General features: G+C 53.7%; 19 protein-coding genes and 1 tRNA gene. 8 read left to right on the forward strand and 12 right to left on the reverse strand.

Going from position 1 to position 18,559, the window contains the following annotated elements; all coding sequences use genetic code 11:
• Nucleotides 1-7: 7 nt before the first annotated feature.
• Nucleotides 8-2,404, reverse strand: a complete 2,397-nt coding sequence (locus BD749_RS03940) for an endonuclease MutS2 (RefSeq protein ID WP_101443056.1) — start codon at nucleotides 2,402-2,404, stop codon at nucleotides 8-10.
• A 311-nt stretch (nucleotides 2,405-2,715) separates the two neighbouring features.
• On the opposite strand from BD749_RS03940, the gene BD749_RS03945 reads away from it, so the two are divergent.
• Both BD749_RS03945 and BD749_RS03950 read left to right on the forward strand, forming a co-directional pair.
• Entirely contained in the window at nucleotides 2,716-3,186 is a 471-nt protein-coding gene (locus BD749_RS03945) for a YhcH/YjgK/YiaL family protein (protein WP_101443057.1), read from the forward strand.
• Nucleotides 3,183-3,896, forward strand: a complete 714-nt coding sequence (locus BD749_RS03950; RefSeq protein ID WP_101443058.1) for a hypothetical protein — start codon at nucleotides 3,183-3,185, stop codon at nucleotides 3,894-3,896. The genes BD749_RS03945 and BD749_RS03950 overlap by 4 nt, the downstream gene beginning before the upstream one ends.
• Here the strand turns inward: BD749_RS03950 and BD749_RS03955 are convergent.
• The 4 genes from BD749_RS03955 to BD749_RS03970 all read right to left on the reverse strand — a co-directional run bounded on the left by BD749_RS03955 (nucleotide 3,893) and on the right by BD749_RS03970 (nucleotide 7,700).
• Entirely contained in the window at nucleotides 3,893-4,933 is a 1,041-nt protein-coding gene (locus BD749_RS03955) for a serine hydrolase domain-containing protein (protein WP_245868687.1), read from the reverse strand. The genes BD749_RS03950 and BD749_RS03955 overlap by 4 nt on opposite strands.
• Before the next feature lie 71 nt (nucleotides 4,934-5,004).
• Nucleotides 5,005-5,781, reverse strand: coding sequence for a TIGR02757 family protein (locus tag BD749_RS03960; RefSeq protein ID WP_101443060.1), 777 nt, complete (start codon nucleotides 5,779-5,781; stop codon nucleotides 5,005-5,007).
• Nucleotides 5,782-5,920: 139 nt separating this feature from the next.
• The gene (locus BD749_RS03965; RefSeq protein ID WP_245868690.1) at nucleotides 5,921-6,907 is read right to left on the reverse strand and encodes a LysM peptidoglycan-binding domain-containing protein; all 987 of its coding nucleotides are present in this window, start codon (nucleotides 6,905-6,907) and stop codon (nucleotides 5,921-5,923) included.
• Nucleotides 6,908-6,929: 22 nt separating this feature from the next.
• Nucleotides 6,930-7,700, reverse strand: coding sequence for a DUF4905 domain-containing protein (locus BD749_RS03970; protein ID WP_101443061.1), 771 nt, complete (start codon nucleotides 7,698-7,700; stop codon nucleotides 6,930-6,932).
• A gap of 84 nt (nucleotides 7,701-7,784) precedes the next feature.
• On the opposite strand from BD749_RS03970, the gene BD749_RS03975 reads away from it, so the two are divergent.
• The 5 genes from BD749_RS03975 to BD749_RS03995 all read left to right on the forward strand — a co-directional run bounded on the left by BD749_RS03975 (nucleotide 7,785) and on the right by BD749_RS03995 (nucleotide 11,484).
• Complete coding sequence (locus tag BD749_RS03975) at nucleotides 7,785-9,131, forward strand: NfeD family protein (protein WP_101443062.1); 1,347 nt, start codon at nucleotides 7,785-7,787, stop codon at nucleotides 9,129-9,131.
• 133 nt (nucleotides 9,132-9,264) lie between these two features.
• Nucleotides 9,265-9,600, forward strand: coding sequence for a hypothetical protein (locus BD749_RS03980; protein WP_143741224.1), 336 nt, complete (start codon nucleotides 9,265-9,267; stop codon nucleotides 9,598-9,600).
• Nucleotides 9,601-9,631: 31 nt separating this feature from the next.
• Nucleotides 9,632-9,976 carry a hypothetical protein gene (locus tag BD749_RS03985; protein WP_101443064.1) on the forward strand — a complete coding sequence of 115 codons (345 nt, stop codon included), beginning with the start codon at nucleotides 9,632-9,634 and terminating at the stop codon, nucleotides 9,974-9,976.
• A 105-nt stretch (nucleotides 9,977-10,081) separates the two neighbouring features.
• On the forward strand, nucleotides 10,082-10,816 hold the full coding sequence (gene kdsB, locus BD749_RS03990) for a 3-deoxy-manno-octulosonate cytidylyltransferase (protein ID WP_101443065.1): 735 nt from the start codon (nucleotides 10,082-10,084) through the stop codon (nucleotides 10,814-10,816).
• Nucleotides 10,817-11,058: 242 nt separating this feature from the next.
• Nucleotides 11,059-11,484 (forward strand): hypothetical protein, encoded by a 426-nt coding sequence (locus BD749_RS03995; RefSeq protein ID WP_101443066.1) that lies wholly within the window; start codon nucleotides 11,059-11,061, stop codon nucleotides 11,482-11,484.
• Nucleotides 11,485-11,540: 56 nt separating this feature from the next.
• Here BD749_RS03995 and BD749_RS04000 read toward each other — a convergent pair whose 3' ends face one another.
• From BD749_RS04000 to gap, 4 genes are all read right to left on the reverse strand, one after another.
• Nucleotides 11,541-11,888 (reverse strand): translation initiation factor, encoded by a 348-nt coding sequence (locus tag BD749_RS04000; RefSeq protein WP_101443067.1) that lies wholly within the window; start codon nucleotides 11,886-11,888, stop codon nucleotides 11,541-11,543.
• 18 nt (nucleotides 11,889-11,906) lie between these two features.
• Nucleotides 11,907-12,788 (reverse strand): diacylglycerol/lipid kinase family protein, encoded by an 882-nt coding sequence (locus BD749_RS04005; protein WP_101443068.1) that lies wholly within the window; start codon nucleotides 12,786-12,788, stop codon nucleotides 11,907-11,909.
• A 125-nt stretch (nucleotides 12,789-12,913) separates the two neighbouring features.
• Nucleotides 12,914-13,759 carry a universal stress protein gene (locus tag BD749_RS04010; protein WP_101443069.1) on the reverse strand — a complete coding sequence of 282 codons (846 nt, stop codon included), beginning with the start codon at nucleotides 13,757-13,759 and terminating at the stop codon, nucleotides 12,914-12,916.
• A gap of 186 nt (nucleotides 13,760-13,945) precedes the next feature.
• Nucleotides 13,946-14,938, reverse strand: coding sequence for a type I glyceraldehyde-3-phosphate dehydrogenase (gene gap, locus BD749_RS04015; protein WP_101443070.1), 993 nt, complete (start codon nucleotides 14,936-14,938; stop codon nucleotides 13,946-13,948).
• A gap of 182 nt (nucleotides 14,939-15,120) precedes the next feature.
• Between gap and BD749_RS04020 the strand changes: the two genes are divergently transcribed.
• Nucleotides 15,121-15,192: transfer RNA gene (locus BD749_RS04020), tRNA-Glu, on the forward strand.
• Here BD749_RS04020 and BD749_RS19735 read toward each other — a convergent pair.
• From BD749_RS19735 to BD749_RS04035, 3 genes are all read right to left on the reverse strand, one after another.
• Entirely contained in the window at nucleotides 15,155-16,801 is a 1,647-nt protein-coding gene (locus tag BD749_RS19735) for a recombinase family protein (RefSeq protein ID WP_394341661.1), read from the reverse strand. The genes BD749_RS04020 and BD749_RS19735 overlap by 38 nt on opposite strands.
• A gap of 4 nt (nucleotides 16,802-16,805) precedes the next feature.
• Entirely contained in the window at nucleotides 16,806-17,162 is a 357-nt protein-coding gene (locus BD749_RS19215) for a hypothetical protein (RefSeq protein ID WP_143741225.1), read from the reverse strand.
• 298 nt (nucleotides 17,163-17,460) lie between these two features.
• Nucleotides 17,461-18,417, reverse strand: coding sequence for a hypothetical protein (locus BD749_RS04035; RefSeq protein ID WP_143741226.1), 957 nt, complete (start codon nucleotides 18,415-18,417; stop codon nucleotides 17,461-17,463).
• Between the last annotated feature and the right edge of the window lie 142 nt (nucleotides 18,418-18,559).

Genomic DNA, 18,559 nt, shown 5'->3' on the forward strand with positions numbered 1-18,559 from the left:
CCTTTTTTTATTTCAGTACAGCCAGGGTGGCACCGTCGCCACCCCTTTCCTCGGCCTCGCTGGCCAGGCTGACCACTTCCGGCACCGAGTAAAGGTAGTCGCGCACCACTTGCCGCAACACGCCGTTGCCCCGCCCGTGCACGATCTTGATCTCCGGTATACCGAGCATAATGGCCTCATCGGTGAAGTTCATCACTTTGTTCAAGGCGTCTTCGGCATATTCGCCCCGGATATCGATGGTAGAGCCAAAGTCGGCCATGCGCTGTGTGATGTTCATGCCGCGGGTATAGCCCTCTGCTGTTTCGGCTTTCTTCTGCTTTTTGGTCTGCGCCTCGGCGCGCTCCAGGTTGTCCACCTTCACAATCGTTTTCAAACCGCCGAACAGTACCTCCGCCGTTTTGCCTTTGATGCTGACGATCTCGCCTACTGAGTCCTGCCCGATGAGTGACACCGTATCGCCGGCTTTGAGCGGTCCGCCGTTGCTGGAAATCCGTTTGTGGGCAGGCCGTGGCTCCTCTTTGCGCACTTTTTCGGTGGCAAACTCCTCGAGTTCGCGGCGTGCCTGCTTGGTCTGCTCTTTCTCGGCCTGGCTCTGCTTGATCTGCTGAATCGTGGCCTCAATTTTCTGGTTGGCATCCTTAAGCAGGAGTTTGGCCTTGCCTTTGGCTTCGCGCATCACGTCCTGCTTGCTCTCCTCCAGGAAGTTCTTCAGGTCGGTATACTCCTTCACGTTGCGCTTCAGCTTCAGCTCCAGCGCGGTGGCCTCTTTCAGCTTCTTCTCCAGTTCCTGCTTTTCGGTTTCCAGTTCCTCCAGCAAGCGGTCGTAACGTATCTTGTCCTTGCCCACAAGGCTACTGGCCTTGTCCACGATATGCTTCGGCAGACCTATCTTGCGGGCAATCTCAATGGCAAAGGAAGAACCCGGCTTTCCGATCTCCAGTTGATAGAGCGGCTGCAGGTTTTTGTGGTCGTAGCGCATGGCCCCGTTCACGATGCCCGGCGTGCGCTCGGCAAAGTTCTTCAGGTTGGTATAGTGTGTCGTAATTACCCCGAAAACCTTGCTGTCGTTCAGGTTTTGCAGCACGGCCTCGGCAATGGCGCCGCCCAGCACCGGCTCCGTACCGGTACCAAACTCGTCAATCAGCACCAAACTCTTGTTGTCGGCCACCGTCACAAACTTTTTCATGTTGGTGAGGTGCGAGCTATAGGTACTCAGGTCGTTTTCGATGGACTGCTCATCCCCGATGTCGATGAAGATGTCGTGGAAAATGCCTGCTTCCGAATTGTCTGCCACAGGTATAAGCATGCCCGTCTGCAGCATGTACTGCACCAGCCCCACAGTCTTCAAACTCACCGACTTACCACCGGCGTTCGGACCCGAAATCAGCAGGATGCGCTGGTCACGGGTCAACTCCAGGGCCATGGGCACGGTTGGTTTACCCAATGTCCGGTGCGACAGGTATAGCAGCGGGTGAATGGCCTCTTTCCAGGCGATGTGCGGGTACTTGTGCAATTTCGGCATGGTGGCCTCTACCCTTCTGGCAAACACCGCCTTGGCCCGGATAAAGTCCAGCAGGCCCAGGTATTGGTATGCCTTGCGCAGCTCAGGTATAAAGTTTCGCAGGGTGTTGGTCAGCCCTATCAGAATGCGGATCAACTCACGGTGGTAAGCATTCTCCAGGTCCTTGATGTCGTTGTTAAGTTCGAAGATAGACTCCGGCTCTATGTAAACCGTCTGCCCGGTGTTGGACTCGTCGTGGATCAAACCCTTGATACGGCGCTTGTGCTCGGCTATGACAGGTATAACGAGGCGCCCACCACGGATGGTCGGTTCGGCATCGCCAGGGGTCCAACCCTCATTTTTGGCATGGCGGATGATCGAGCTGATTGTTTTGCGTAGTTGTCCCTGCTGTGCAATAAGGTCACGCTTGTAGCGCTGCAGTTCCGGAGAGGCATCGTCGCGCACGGCACCGGCATCGTCCACCACCTTATCGAGGGCAGCGATGAGCGAGCGCTCCACCATTACATTGGCGCCGAGCGCTTTCAAAGCCTCAAACTTACCCTCATCGGTACTAGAAATGAAGCGCAGCGAATCGCGGATGGTGCGCAGCGACATCTTGATCTCGAAAAAAGCCTGCACTTCCAGGAAAGTACCAGGTATAGCAGCACGATCGAGGTAAGCAGTTACGTCGAAGTAGTGTTGCAGCGGAATTTCGGCATCTGACTCAAGCAGTTGTTTAAACTCGTTTGTCTGCTCCAACAGGCGTTGCACCAGGTCGTGGCGGTTCAGGAAGGTCATGCGGCTGACGAACTGCCGGCCGAGTGGGCTCAGGCAAAGCTCCGAGAGCATCTCGCGGACCTGCGCAAAGCCAATTTTTATTTCAAAGTTATCTGGATAGATCAATTGTTATCTCTTAGATTTAGGGCAAATTTAGCATATTATAACAAGTAAAGCCGCTGCTTTCGTTCGCTGCGAATTTATAAATTGTGTGGTGGTTGAATTGTTGATTGTTAGTTGTCAATTGTTGTTCGTGCACCATTTGGATAGGATTTTGTAAACGATCACCAGTGCACGATTCGGACAGGTCGCGACCTGTCCCTACAGGGAAACGGTAATGCTACGTAGCACCACGACGTTACAGTGTAAGGTCGGTACATTCAAAATTCTACCTACTCAACTTCTTAACTTTCTAACTTCTTAACTTTCTAACTTATATGGTTCTCGACAAACTCACCAACGCCGACCGCTATACCTGCATGCACCCGCTTTTTGCGCAGGCTTTTCAGTTTTTGAAGGAAACTGATCTGACAACTATCCCCTTGGGGCAAAAAGCGATTGTGGGCAAAGACCTCTTTGCGATCATCTCCGAAGGCAGCGGTATACCTGAGAAGGATGCCAAACTAGAAGTACACCGCAGGTATATCGACATTCAGTACGTGATCTCGGGCACGGACCACATGGGCTGGCGCGATCTGGCGCTGTGCAGCGAACCCAGCGACCCGTACCAGGACGAGCGAGAGGCAGCCTTCTTCCCGGACCGCCCTGCTTTCTGGTTCGATGTGCCGGCCGGATCGTTCACCATCTTTTACCCCGACGACGCCCACGCCGCCATGATTACGGAAGAAACCGTGCGCAAAGTGGTACTGAAAATTGCAGTGCAGCCTGAAGGCAGTGTGGAAGTATGAAAAAGACAGTCGCTGCACTAGTGTGCTTTTGCAGTGCTTATGCTGCTCAAGGTCAAGTCCCGCCCGACTCGCTGAAAAACAGGGCGTATGGCAGCTACGTGTTTTTGCCTGTTGAATTTCCGATCATCGATAACAGGGGCTTTGAAAATGCAGTGACCGAAGCAGACCTGCCGGGAGGTAAGCATCCGACAGCCACGCTGGGGCTTGGCCTGCAGTTTTATGCCAACCGCTACATCAGCACTATTGCCTTTGCCATCGGGAGCCGCAAGAAAGAGGAAGAGACCTATCTGACCGAGATGGACTACAACTCGTTCTCCTTCAATTTCGGTTACGACCTGACCAAAAACCATCGCTATGCGCTCTACCCATACCTGGGTTACAAAGGCAACGGACTCAATTACCTGTACCGCGAAAAAATAGCTAAGTCAACCGACATGGAGGAATACCTGGAAACGGACCTCAGGTATAAGGAGCTTCATCATTCAAGAGCCCACCTGGACCTGGGGTTTAGCTTTGCCAGGCAAGCTTTTTACCTCATAAATGCACGGGTAGGCTACCTGGTACCTCTCGAGAAATCACGCTGGACCATCAATGAAGACCTGCACCTGAGTGCTGCGCCTGGCACTAGGTATAAATTCTACTTTTCACTCAATATCGGCCTGGGTACTATTTTCAGTGAAGACGAAATGCGGAGAAGGCATGCCCGTTAGCGGGTCAACTTAAGCAAATCTCTGATCAGCTGGGATTCTGTATGCAGAACAGGAAATTGGCCCAATACATCCAGAAAACCTGTCAGCAGGTGTGCGTTATCCGCCAGATTCGAGAAACAGGCGATCAGCACATCGTTTTCAGGTATACGGATAACCAGGTTGCTGAAGCCGCTGGTGTTGCCGGTGTGGTACAGTTCTAATCCACCTGAGTTGCGCCTGCTGAAGAACCAGCCCATTCCGTAGAAGCCATTTGGATAACCCTCCAGCGGGGTATATACCTGTTGCAGTGCTGGGGCCATACCCGCTTGCAGTGCCAGATGCCAGCGGTGATAGTCGCGCACAGAGGTATAGATACAGCCATCGCCTTTGGTGGCGGTACAGGTGCCCTGATCGGCTAATATTATTTCGCCTGCTTCGTTTCGGGCATAGCCCATCGCCCGCTTCGGTATAGCCTTGCCCGTTTGGTAGAGCATAGTATCCTCCATACCCGAAGGCTCAAAGATCCGTTGCTGCAGGAAATCTGCATAAGCTATACCTGATAACCGCTCCACAACCAGAGCCAGCAGTACGTAGCCGGTGTTGCTATACCTGTAAGCGCTGCCCGGCTTAAAATAAGTAGTTTCTTGCGTGGCCGCAATCGCCAGTACTTCTTCATCGCTGATCTGCCAGTCAGGGCGCTCCTCCACAAACTCCTCGTAATCCAATATTCCTGAGGTGTGACAGAGCAAGTGCCGTAGCGTAACCTCCGCCCCTATACCTGTAGTAAACTCCGGGAAGAACTGCTGCAGCGTATCATCATAAGCCAGGAGTCCCTCCTGCTCCAGCAACTGCACGGCCATGGCCGTGAACTGCTTGCTCACCGAGGCCAGCCGGAAGGTAGTGGCAGGTGTAATGGGTTCACCTGTGGTCAGGTTGGCTATACCTATACCTTGTTCATATTGCACCTCCCCCAATACTGCCAGCAGCAGCGCAGCTCCAGGCGCATCTGTTTGGTAAGTAACCCCGAAATGCGCATCCAGGACGTCTGCAAATGGCAATTTTAGACTAGTCTTATCGCTGTTTAACATAAATAAAGCACCAGATAAGTGATGATTCTAGCATATATCCCTCAGAACTTCTCCTCCACGCCCAGCCCGAACAAGGCATAGTCGTATTTCACCGGATCTTTCGGGTCGAAAGTGCGCAGGTGGTCGGTCAGTTCCTCAGCAGTTTGCCAATCCATGCCCTTGCGGGTGATCAGGCCGAGGCGGCGGGCCACCCGCTCCACGTGCACATCGCAGGGACAGACCAGATCGGCAGGCTGCATCGTGTGCCAGATGCCGAAGTCCACGCCGCCGTCTGCAGGGCGCACCATCCAGCGCAGGTACATGTTCAGGCGTTTGCAGGCCGATTTGCGGGCCGGTGTAGAGATGTGCTTGCGGGTGCGGTGCGGCGCCTCGTCCAGGCTGAAAACCAGGTCATGAAAATGCTCCAGCCGTGCCTTCTGCGACTTTATTTCGTTTCGCTCTCCCGTAAAAGCCGTTTCCAGGCTCTCGTGCTGCTGGTAGTACCACCTAAACCAATGGATGAGGTAGAGCAGGTCGGTATCGTTGAAGGTGCGGTGCTTGAAGCCCAGAAAACGCGGCAGGTCCTGCTCTTCGTGCTGTAGAATGAACTCATGCGGGGCATTGTCCATCAGGTCCATCAGCTTCAGGCAGTTATTGATGATGGTCTTGCGCTGTCCCCAGGCCAGAATAGCCGCAAAAAAACCGCTGATCTCGATGTCCTGCTTTTTGGTAAAGCGGTGCGGGATGGATACTGGGTCGTTCGGAATAAAATTGGGCTGGTTGTAGCGAGCTACCCGGTCGTCGAGCAGGGCTTTGATCTGGGCGATGTCCTGTTTCATGTGCAATGGTACGCGAAATGGCGCCCTGCAAGTTAAGCAATATACGGCAAGCAGCCCATGCCTATACCTGCGCGGAAGGTATAACAACAAAAAAGCCCGGACATCGCTGCCCGGGCTTTTCATTTAACGCTATACCTGCTTAGGGCATGTAAGACAATTCCACTCTGAACTTCTGGTCGATGGCACCCAGTTTCTGGCAAGCCTTTTTCGACAAACGCACTACCACGTTGTTGTTCTCGCTCGTGTTTGGCAGTTTACCGATCACGCGCACGTACACCACCTGGTCGTTCATGGAGTTTTTCACCTGCATGATCGTACCTACCGGGGCTGATTTGTGCAGGGCCAGGTATTTGTTCGTGTCAGCTTTCGGGTCGATCATTTCGGCCATACCTGTTTCGATGATCTTTTTGGCTCCGGAAACCGAGTCTACCGTTTCTTCATCATCGTCTTTTGCCACGCTGGCAGCAGGTGCCGGAGTGGCTGGCTGCGGTGTTAGCACGATGTGCGTGTTGGCAGGGTTGGTGGTAGCGGCTACTTGCTCTGTTGAGGCCACCGCAGTTTCTGTTACTTTGTCTTTCGCTATTTCATCATCTGCCTCGCTCACGTAGATCGGGTTCTTGGACGGAACTGGCTGCCCTTTGCCCACGATCAGGTTCGCACCTACGCTGATGGTATTGTCTGGCAGGTTATTCCAGCGCTTGATATCGTCCACTTTTACGCCGTGCATGCGCGAAATGGAGTAAAGCGTTTGCTGAGGCTCCACCTGGTGCAGCTTCTCGCCGCGGCTGTTCACCGTAAACGTACGGTTGCTGGCTGTGGCTGCTGCCGGCGTTTGCTTCACGACGGCTGGCGCTGCGGCATACTTACGCGGTATCAGCACAACCTGGCCAACGTTGATGGTCGTTTCCACAGAAGGGTTGGAGTCTACGATCTGGGCCACAGACACACCATACTTTCTGGATAGGGCGTAAAGCGTTTCTTTCGGCTCCACACGGTGCTGAACGTATACCTTCCCGTTCTTACGCTCCACTCCTACAGAGTCGCGCAAGGCAACCAGGTCAAAGGCTGAGGCCGAAACAGGAAGCAACGGCACTGCTAAAAGGGCGATAAGTAAAATTCGGATCATAGCTAAAAGTCGAACTATAAAATTAAAGAGAATATGCCTTTAAGGTTGTCTTGTTTTGCACGAAATACAAATTGCGCATAAAGATAAAAAAAGTATCTGAACCTACGCCATCAATTGCACCTGCAAGTAACTCATTTAAGTGCAAAAAACCATTTAAATCAAAAACAGCCAGAAAATTATCTAACTTATTTTCGCCCGCTCTCTTGTAGTAGCTCACAACCAGGCAGGTATCCGTCTCCGCATACTCCAGCGCCATGACCGGCTCACACTCAAGCGCTTGTACCAAAAAGGCGTGCACCTGCCGGTAGTAATCTTCCCCCTCGCGGTACAGGTGCGGGTATAGCACCCCCTCAAAACGCAACTTGTGGTAGTGTTGCACCTGTTCTGCGGCCTCTTTTTGACTGATATCGTTTTGTATGACTTTCCCGTATCGGCTCTCCAGCAAAAGCAGGTTGGCGGGTTCCTGCCTGCTGTTGTAGGCTAGCAGCCCCCCTTGTTCTGCACCGTAAAAGGTCAGCTCGGGTTGCTGCCATAAGGCTATACCTGAGTCAGCTGCAAAAGCGCGTATACCTTTGTGCTGGCCCAACTGGCGGTCGCCGTAGCCGTGCAGGTATACGGCCTGCTCATGCACGTCTTCCAGGCCCAGCCACCAGGTGTTATGATCGGGCAGTTTGAGCTCCAGTAACCGGCCGCCGGGCAGTTGTAAGGTATAGAACCGCGTCTGCAACAGGTCAGCATCGCGCACTTCCAGCGCGAGCCAGCCTCCGGGCGCATCCAGGCGGATACGCCACACAGGCGCCTCAAAATCGTATTTAAAAAGTAGGGAAAGAATAAGCGGTATTTTTTTAGTATCTTATTTCCGATTAAGCTCAAATGTATGAAATCTAATGCAAAAACCTGGCACTGGTCGCCTCTTCTGCTGCTAGCTTTTCTCTTTTCGTTCACGGCAGCCTTGGCACAGGAGCGCCAGAAAGTGTTCATCATGGAGATCAGCTCGGAGATCGACCCGCGCACTAACCGCTATACCCAACTGGCCCTGGAGGAGGCAACCCGTGTAGAGGCCGACCACGTGCTGCTGAAGCTCAACACCTACGGCGGTGCCGTGAACGACGCCGACGCCATCCGCCTGCGCCTGCTCGAATACCCAAAGCCAGTCTATGTGTTCATCGACAAAAACGCCGCCTCTGCCGGCGCCCTCATCTCCATCGCCTGCGACAGCATTTACATGGCGCCCGGTGCCAATATTGGGGCGGCCACGGTGGTGGGTGCCGACGGACAGGCTGCTCCCGGTAAGTATCAGAGCTACATGCGTTCCATCATGCGCTCCACCGCTGAGGCCAACGGACGCAACCCCCGACTGGCCGAAGCCATGGTTGACGCTGCCGTGGACAGCACCCTGTCCGCAGACCAGGTGCTGACCCTTACCACCTCCGAGGCCATCCAGCACGGCTTCTGCGAAGGCCAGGCCAACAACATCGACGAAGTGCTGCAGAAGCTCAACTTGCAGGATGCCGAGATCGTGCGCTACGAGCTAAGCACGACAAACAAGGTTATTTCCTTTTTCCTGAATCCCGTTATCAGCGGCATTCTCATCCTGATCATCATCGGGGGCCTTTGGTTTGAGCTTCAGACCCCGGGCGTGGGTTTTCCGCTCATCGCAGCCATTGTGGCTGGTGTGCTATACCTCACGCCCTTTTACCTAAACGGACTGGCCGAGCACTGGGAGGTACTGCTGTTTATAGTCGGGCTAGTGCTGATTGGGCTGGAGGTGTTCGTGGTGCCGGGCTTTGGCATAACAGGTATAAGCGGTATTACGCTCGTGTTCCTGTCACTGCTACTGATCATGGTCAACAACCAGGCCTTTGACTTTACGTTTGTGTCGTCTGAGCGCCTGATGGAAAGCCTCGTCTCAGTTTTGCTCGGCATGATCAGCGCCGTGATTATTGTAGCCCTGACCTGGAACCGGGTACTGGGTAGCCGCGCCCTGCAGCGGGTGACACTTGCCAACACCTTCAACAGCAAAGAAGGCTACCGCTCCAGCAACTCGGCCGAGCACCTGATCGGCAAAACAGGTATAGCCTTTACCCGCATGGCTCCCAGCGGCCGCGTGATGATCGACGACAACATGTACGACGCACAGGCCCGCGACGGCTTTATCGAGAAAGGCGATATGGTGCAGGTAATCGACCAAAGCACCTTTGCGCTGCGTGTAAAGAAAGTTTAGGAGTTAGTGAGTTGAGGAGTTTAAGAGGCTTGAGAAATGGGCAGATCAGAATGCTGGATTATCCCTCTCCCGCCATGCAACCCTTTGCGCGCTACAGGGGTCTTGCAGCTATAGACTCTTACCAATTTACTACATGAGAAAACTCTCCCTATACCTTATGGCTCCTCTGGTGCTGATGTTAACCTCCTTCTCCTGTGACAAGGACGATGACCTGGAAGTACTGGAAGCAACCGCCACCCTGATGTGGACAGGCGATTACGCCGTGGATGGCTGTGGCTTTAGCATCTATTTAAACGACCAATATTATAAGCCTGATAATGAAAGGGTAATAGGAGAAGAATTCAAGCAAAATGAATCGTATACTGTTCGCATCAAGTATACCCTGCCCCCCAAACCCATGGAGTGTACCTGCGGCTGGGGAGTGCATAAAAGAAGCGCCATACGCCTGCTTTCCGTTAAAGAAGCCTAGCCAGATACCAATTCAAGACAAACTTATACCTATGAAAAACCTGCTTTACACAACTATCCTGATCCTGATGAGCACACTGGCCTTTTCAGGCTGCCAGAACAATGCGGACAGTAATGAAGAAACCGCTGAGGCGACCCTGATTTGGTCAGGTGAGTACATGGTGGACGGCTGCGGCTTTGAAGTGGAGATAGACGGCAAGCGCTTCAAACCGGAAAACGAAAACGAGATCGACGCCGCATTCAAGGTAGAAGGCGAACTGCCCGTCATCATCACCTACGAAAAACTGGGCCGCCAACTCGACATCCGCTGCGGGCTGTCCACGCAAAGCAGAGCCATGGATGCCATCCGGATCATAACCGTTAAGAAGCGAACCTAGGCGACTACCTGGCTTTTTGCAACTGGCTGCTGCAATACTCGCCTCTCTTGCGTAACTTGCGAGGGCCTGCCACTGCACGGCCGGCCACCGTAAACCGTCTGCCCTATGCAAATTCTCGGCATTATACCTGCCCGCTACGCCTCCACCCGTTTCCCCGGAAAACCGCTTGTCGACATCAACGGCAAAAGCATGATTCAGCGGGTATACGAACAGGCCTCTTCTTCTGGTTTAACCGATGTTATTGTAGCCACTGATGATCAGCGCATTCTGGAGCATGTACACGGCTTCGGCGGCAGGGCAGTGATGACCGCTGCGCACCACCAGAGCGGCACCGACCGCTGCTTCGAGGCTTATCAGTTGCACGACCAGCCCTTCGATTATGTGATCAATATTCAGGGCGATGAGCCCTTCATCAAACCGGAGCAGATCGACCTGGTTGCCACCTGCTTCAACAACCCACAGACGCAACTGGCAACCTTGATCAAGAAGATCAGCACACCGGAGGAGCTCTTCAATGTCAATGCGCCCAAAGTAGTGGTAAATAACCACGGGGAAGCCCTGTACTTCAGCCGCCAGCCAATCCCCTACTGCCGCAACGTCCCCAACGACATCTGGCACAAGCAGCACACCTACTACAAGCACATCGGCATATACGGCTATCGCACCGACATCCTGGAACAGATCACGCAGTTGCCGCCGTCCAGCCTCGAACTGGCCGAGTCGCTGGAGCAGTTGCGTTGGCTCGAAAACGGCTACCGCATCACCACTGCCATCACCGAATACGAAACCATCGGCATCGACACACCGGAAGACCTGGAGAGAATTGGTTTTAATGTATAATGGGAAATGAGGAATGACGGATGGGCAATGATTAATGATTAATGATTAATGAATAAGCGAGACGGGCTCTACGGATTAGTTGCTAAACCGGAGCTTCTCCAGTTAATGTATTAATTCTAATATTGCATTGTAAATAACTGATTAAAATGCAGTTAAAATAGATTAAACCAGCAAACCTGATTCCACTTAGACACTAAATCCAAAAAATCACCCATTCGTCATTTCATTCTCCATTCGTCATTATGAAAAACTATACCCTGCTGCGGTTTGTGAAATTGAGCCTGTATTTCTTTGGTATGTACAGTGTGCTGACCGCAGTTTGGTTTGGTGTGAGTGGCCGTTTCAGTGAGGAGGCTGGCGGAGCGGTTAACGAGATTTTGGTGAATGCAGCCATCTTCTCCCTCCTGTTCACCATTGCGCTGTTGCTCTGGTACAGGCGAGCGGAGGTCAGGATACCGGTCAAGGACATTAGTCAGAATGGGCTGGATCAAAAACTGGCTGAGATCGGCTACGAACGTGTACCGGACAAAGCGAAAGGCGCGGTGCAGGTATACAAGCCGCGGCCTCCCAAAGCACCTGCCCTCGCCGGCCGGTTGTTCGTTCAAAAGTCCGCGAACTTTTACCACCTGCAGGGGCCAGCTAGTAAGCTGAAAAGTCTCAAAGTTTAGGCTATCCGGCAGGTATACCTCATCAACTCCTAAACTCGCAAACTTCTAAACTCGAATCAACCTCCAGCTTTTTTGGCTTTGTAACCTGCGGCCTGCAGCACCTGCAGCACCTTATCCCTGAAATCACCCTGGATCAGGATCTCGCCTTCTTTGGCTGAACCGCCCACGCCGCATTTGTTTTTCAGCATTTTGCCGAGCTCTTTCAGGTCATCTTCCGTACCAACAAAGCCTGCCACCAGCGTTACCTGCTTGCCGCCACGGGCTTTCTTATCCAGCATCACTTTAAGGTTCTGCTGCTGCGGCGGGAGCGTTTCGGCTTCGTGCTGCTGCTCGTATTCGTAGTTGTAATCGGAGTTGGTGGAGTATACCACCCCCTGCCGGCCTTTCTTATTCTTGTCGCTCATAATCTTTTGTCTATACCTTTAGGGTGCCACCACGTGCAATGACTGCGGCACCATACGCACCTCAAATGTTTTTGCCTTGCCCAAATACTCTCCGTCGGCGTGGTGCATCATCTCGTGGTCGGTCTGCACGGTTACACCTTCAGTTGTAAAATACTCGGCACTGTCGGCGCTGGCCGGCTTTTTGGCTAACATAGCATAACTCAGCTGCAGGGCTTTGAACATGTCCAGTTTGCGCACCAGGCACACATCCAGCTTACCGTCCCGGATGTCGGCCATGGGCGCAATGTAGGCGTTGTTGCCGTACTGCGCTGCGTTGGCAAAGGCCATTACGAACAGCTCCGTATCGATGGCCTTTCCGTTGATAACGGCCTTTACCGAAAGATGGCGGTAGTTGCGCACTTCTTTCAGGATCAGCTCCACATAGGTCTGCAAACCGCGCTTCTTGCTCCCCGCAAATACCGAACTGATGTAGGCGTCGAACCCTATACCTGCCGTCGTGAAGAAGGGATGCCCGTTGATGGTGCCGCTGTCGATCATAGAGCGGTGCCCGTGGTTGAGAAAACGGATGGCGGCGTCGACGGTCAGAGGCACCTGCAGGTGACGGGCCAGTCCGTTTCCAGAACCCCTTGGGATGATGCCCAGGGCCGTTTTGGTATGCAGCAGCCCTTGGGCCACCTCGTTCACTGTGCCATCGCCTCCTACAGCCACCACCACATCGCATCCCTCAGCAGCTGCCTGTCTGGCCAGTTCCGGCGCATGGCCGGCGTAGTCGGTGTACACAATATCGTGGTCGAATTTCCGATGGTCCAGGTGAAGCTTTACACGGGCGGCCACATCGACCTTGCTACGCGGACCGGAGGTAGGGTTGATGATGAACCGGAAATGGGGACTTTTACTCATACATGCTCAGCAGAGGTGTTATCCCCTGCATTCTGGGTTATTTCTACGCAAAGTAACCTATTCCACCGGACAATAAAAAAAGCCCGGCTATTCGCCGGGCTTTCTCTTGTGCAAGTATGCATTACTTATTTAAGGTGAAACGTCAGCACAGGTATATCGGAGTGGTTTACCAGGTCTTCCGCAATACTGCCGCTGAGCAGGTGCGCCAAACCCGTACGTCCGTGCGTGGCCATCATCACCATGTCTGCACCGATTTCCTCGGCAAAGTGCAGGATGCCGTCTTCTTCGATCGTGTCGTTGTAAACATTGATGGTGTAGTTCTGCAGACCATAGCGTTCGGCTGCTTTCTGCATGCGCGCGCGCAGGTTGCTGCTCGACTCAAAAGCACCCGGAGTGTTTACATATACCAGGTGCAGCTGTGCCCCAAACATGTGCTGGAAGTACTTGAACTTCTCCACAGCGGTGCCGATCTCACGCTTGAAATCAGACGGCAGCACTATATTGCGTATCTGGAAATTGGTGATCGGGCCTTTCACGGTCAGTACAGGGCACTCCGCTGTGCGTACCACTTTCTCCGTGTTGGAGCCCAGCAGGAACTCGTCCATACCGCTAGCACCCTTGGAACCCATTACCACCAGGTCCACCTGGTCATCGCTGATTACGCGGCGGATTTTGCGGATCACATTATCAGAATCTACTTCCTGCACCACTTCCACACCTGCGTGCTCCACGGAGCGCTCCAGTTCGGCCATGCGGTACTTCGTATTCTCCAGCAGCTTCATCATGTATACCTGCTCCATACCGTCTCCACCAACCAGGTCGCCGGTTGCGCTGAAAGAGGGGGAATAAGGCAGTTCGACCACGTGCAGCAGCTTAATGGCGGCGCCTGTCTGCCGGGCGATCTCAACGGCTACCTTAAAGGCGTGGCGGGCCTGGTCTGAAAAGTCGGTTGGTACAAGTATTCTTCTCATAATTTTGTGCGGTTTAAGCTTTCGGTTTGATTTCAGGTGTAAAAATACAGGTTTGTATACGCCCGTACGATGACATATGTCATTCTCACTTGAAATATAGTGATTTTCTTTTATATACACCTACAAAACACAAAAGCCCACCTATAAGGCGGGCTTTTGCAGAAAATAAGGTATAAAACCGGCTAATTAGCCAAGCTTGGCAATCAGGTCGGCAGCTCTGTTAGAGTAGCCCGCCTCGTTGTCGTACCAGCCTACCACTTTTACCAGTGTTTCGTTGGCTGAGGTCATCTCCGCATCGAAGATGCAAGAGTGCGTGTTGCCTACGATATCGATCGAAACGATCGGATCCTCGGTGTACTCCAGGATGCCTTTCATCTCGCCTTCAGCGGCTTTCTTCATGGCAGCGTTGATCTCCTCTTTTGTAGCGGGGCGCTTCAGGATACAAGTAAGGTCTGTCAAAGAACCATCTGGAATTGGAACGCGCATCGCTACGCCATCCAGCTTGCCTTTCAGGTGCGGCAATACCAGACCAACGGCCTTGGCAGCGCCAGTAGACGTAGGCACGATAGAGTAAGCAGCGGCACGGGCACGGCGCAGGTCGCTGTGCGGTGCATCCTGCAGGTTCTGGTCAGCTGTGTAAGCGTGTACCGTGGTGATATAGCCTTTCTCGATGCCGAATGTGTCGTCCAGTACCTTTGCCATTGGCGCAAGGCAGTTGGTCGTGCAAGAAGCGTTCGAAACGATCGTCTCGTCACCTGTCAGGATGTCTTCGTTCACACCCAGTACCACCGTTGGGATGTTGCCTTTGGCAGGTGCAGAGATAACTACTTTGCGGGCACCTGCTTCCAGGTGACCACCAGCACCCTGCTCGTCAACGAAGCGGCCGGTAGACTCCAGCACAACGTCTACACCAAGTTTACCCCATGGCAGGTTCTTAGGTTCGCGCTCAGCAGTGATCTGTATCTCCTTGCCATTCACGATAATACCGTTGTCAGAGGCTTCTACTGTACCATTGAAACGGCCGTGCACTGAATCATACTTCAGCAGGTGAGCCAGCGTTTTCGTGTTGGTCAGGTCGTTGATAGCCACTACCTCTACGTTGTCCTTCTCCAGAAGGGCCTTAAAAGTAAGTCTGCCGATACGGCCAAAACCGTTAATTGCAACTTTAATTTTAGACATGGTATTTGGGATTGATTTGTTTTAAAATTTGATGGTGCGAAGTTACGATTACAGATAAGGAAAACCAATATATTTTTTCCTTCCTGATCCTTAATGTTTTACGAGCATTAGGGTTAAAAAATCAAAAAAAAATTTGCCTTGTAAGCCCTTTGCCGTATATTTGCACCACAATACGACAGAATGGTCCGTTCGTCTAGGGGTTAGGACTCCAGATTTTCATTCTGGCAACAGGGGTTCGATTCCCCTACGGACTACTGAAGGGGAAAAGTGATTTTGAAAATCGCTTTTCCCTTTTTCTTTTTGCCCCATTTCCTGCGAAATCTCCGCCGCAAGGCCGAAAAAGGAGTTGACGCGCATGGTTCGATAAGCATCATTTTCCCGCTCATACGCCACCCCCTCCGGGAACACCAACGCCTGCAGCCTCCTTTTCTTCGAAGCGTCCGCCTTTCCCCATGAGGATGAGAGACTTAGCGTCAGCTTGAGCCCCTTTTCCACCAGCATCTGGTGGTTCGATAAGACTCCGGTCGTTTTCTCGATACTTCCCTCTATTTCCCGTATCTCTAATTTGAGCTCTGCGCTGAACTTGGCGTACATCTCCCGCTCGATCTCCCCGTAGGCGTAGCGGCGCTCCAGCGTTTCCAGCTTCTTTCCCAGCTCCGATAACTGCTGCTTGAGCCGTTTCCCCTCCTGCTCCGAGTCGTAGTTCAGCTTTTTGAACACCTGTGACATCATCTCCTGCACCTGCGGCAGGAGCAGCGGATCTAACTGGTAGCCTTTGAGTAGCTCCTGGTAGCGCTCGTGCATCTTGCCCGCGTTGCGGTTGAGGCAGCAGCCCCTGGTGTTGCACTTGTAGTAGTGGATGCCCTTCTTTTTCATCTCGTAGCCCGTGAGCGGCTTATGGCAGGAGCCGCACTGGATGTGGTGGCGTAGCGGCAGGTGCTCGTCCTCCTTCACCTGCACATACCCTTGAGGGTTCTGCGCCTGCAGCCCATTGACCAGCTTGAAAATGTCGCGGGAGACGAGCGGCTCGTGCCTTCCTACTACCACCTCAGCCTCTTCCAGGAGGCCATGCGTGATCAGGCCGCAGTAGAAGGGGTTGCGGAAGATTTTAGAGAGCGTCTGGTCATAGAGCGTGAGCCCCTGCTCCTTGAGGCGCTGGAGGATGGCCGTGTTCGGAAGGCCCTGCTCGGCCTTCAGGTGGAAGGCCAGGCGGATGAGCTTGCCTGTCTTGTTGGGCTTGATCACCTGCTCGCCGTTCACACGCAGCTGGTCGTAGCCCATCGGCGCCTTGCCCCCTACCCAGTAGCCTTTGCGGGCCTTGGCCACCATGCCGGCCGTGCAGCGCTCCTTGCGCTGGTGGTTCTCCATGTGGCCCATCGAGAAGTAGAGCTGCTGCATGAGCATGCCCATGGGGTTGGAAGTGTCCACGGGCTGGGTGACGGCCAAAAGGGAGACGCCCTCCTGCCGCAGCCCGTCCGCGATAAAGGCGGCACTGGGGCCGGAACGGGAGAAGCGGTCGTGGGAGTAGACGATGATGTAGCCGATCTTGAGCTTGCTATTCTTAACAAAGTCGAGCATCCGCTTGAACTCCTTCCGCTCGTCAGACTTGGCGCTCTCATAGGTGCCGCCGAAGTAGCCCACTACCTCGTAGCCGTGGCGCTCGGCGTAGTCCTTACAACTGGCCAGCTGCGTCTCGAGACTCTGGTTCGTCTCGGCCTGCTCCTTGGTCGAGACGCGGGTGTAGATGACGGCCACCTTGCCCCTGGCAGCGGGTTTGCGCTTCTTATTGGCTGTCTGCTGCGGGCGGGCGAAGATGCTCAGGTCCTGGTTGGCTTTCGCTGCGTTGTTTGCTGTCTTTTTCATCGTCTTACTTTGTTTGGGCCAAGGCCCCGGTTGAAACTGGTTTGGTACTGGTTTGCTCTTGTTGATCGTCTTCTGCCAGCACCAGCTCGTAGAGGAGCGTGGAGAGGCGCAGCATTTGATCGACCATGTCGCTGGCCACTTCATCAGACAGGTGGCTGTAGCCTGGCGTGGCAAGAAGTTTTGCAACATGCTGCAGCCTGAGCTGCTCGTCCTGCCTTACTTGCTCGTAAAGCCCTTCCCCCTGCTCTATGTCCTCTACCTCAGGCAGAGGACTAGCGGGTTGAAATGCTGTTGATTTGCCTTTACTTGACTTTCTTTTCTGTTTTTCTTGGGTTGTTTTTGGTTTGGTTATGGTTTGCACGGAACGGTTCCGTTAGCGCCGCCGTCCGGGGCTTCCGGTAGGGCGGCTCTTTTTTGGTTCGGCCTGAGGTATTCAGTGCCCCTTGGCAGGTCCTCTCCAGAGCAGGGTTTACCTTACCCGGTGGGGCCCTAGGTTAAAGTTTGTCTTGGTGTGGTATTGCCGTTGAATCTTCTGAAAGCCGGTTGAAAAGCGTTTGAAAAGCGGTTTAAAACGGGCTATCTCCTGTTTGATTCTGGTTTGACCACTGTTTGTCTTTGGTTTGATCCCGGTTTGGTACTGGTCAGCAACAACAAAAGCCTTAAAACCGCCTGCGCTTTTTTCGCTCCACATGCAGGCTCTTGCCATCGTTGGTCTTGATGCGGATGTCCTCGTACTTGCCCAGCTTGAGCAGGTCAATGGCCATCTCGCTGCTCTTCACATGCTCTACCGTCGTAGTGGTGATGTCGAGCTGCCGTCGCTCCCCCTTCTCCACGAAGGTCACAGTCACCTCCCTGGCCCGCCTGTTGCGGATGGCCCAGATCACCTGCCACTCTTCATCTGATAGCTCGTCGAGCTTTTCTGTTTTCTCTTCCCAGAGCCCACTGGAGCGGAAGATCTGCACCTGCTCGGTGATGGAGAGGTAGACGTGGGTGGTGTTGGCGCGCGGCTCGCCCGCCGAGGCCATCCACAGCTGGAAATAGCCCGAGGGCAGCAGCGTCACCCCCGCCTCGTCGCGGCTGGCCAGCAGGTGGAAGAGCACGGTGTCGAGCACCGTCGCTGGCCGGATGCCCGGCTGCGGGGCCAGGGGCACCTCCGCCTCCAGCTCGGTATGCAGCGCCTGGCGGTGTTCCTCGGTAAGGCCGGCACGGTCGTACATCTGCCCCAGCCGCGTTTTGTCCGCGGTCGAGGCCGTGGCCATCTGCTGGCCCAGCGCCTGCAGGTCCACCTCGGTGAAAAGATAGGCCTTGAGCTGCTGGATGTGCTCGAGCGGCACGCCCACCTGGCGCAGCCTGTCGATGAGCCTGACCCAGATGAACTCGGGCAGGTTCATCAGCGTCTTCTTCCCCTCCGGCATGTCGAGCGGCAGCAGACCGGCATGGAGCCAGCCGTGGAAGCGCTTGGGCGTGATGAAAGCGTCTTTGACGGAGAAGACGCGGCTGTAGTAGCGCTCGTAGGACTTGAGCTGCTCCTCGGCCGTGCCTACTAGAAAGGGCGTGGTGGAAAAACTATTCACCTGGTACTCTATTACCTCCATGGCTGCTGGACCCATACTCATACTTTTATTACCCAAAGGTAATATTATTTAATACATGTATACAAGAAGCCTAATAAATAATTTTGCCCTGCCGTGTCTCTTGCGGAAGAAGCGTATTTTCTTGGCACTCAAGCGGGGGCGTGCTTCATTATCCGACCGGCAG

Origin of the sequence: Pontibacter ramchanderi (assembly GCF_002846395.1) — a bacterium.
Lineage (GTDB): Bacteria > Bacteroidota > Bacteroidia > Cytophagales > Hymenobacteraceae > Pontibacter > Pontibacter ramchanderi.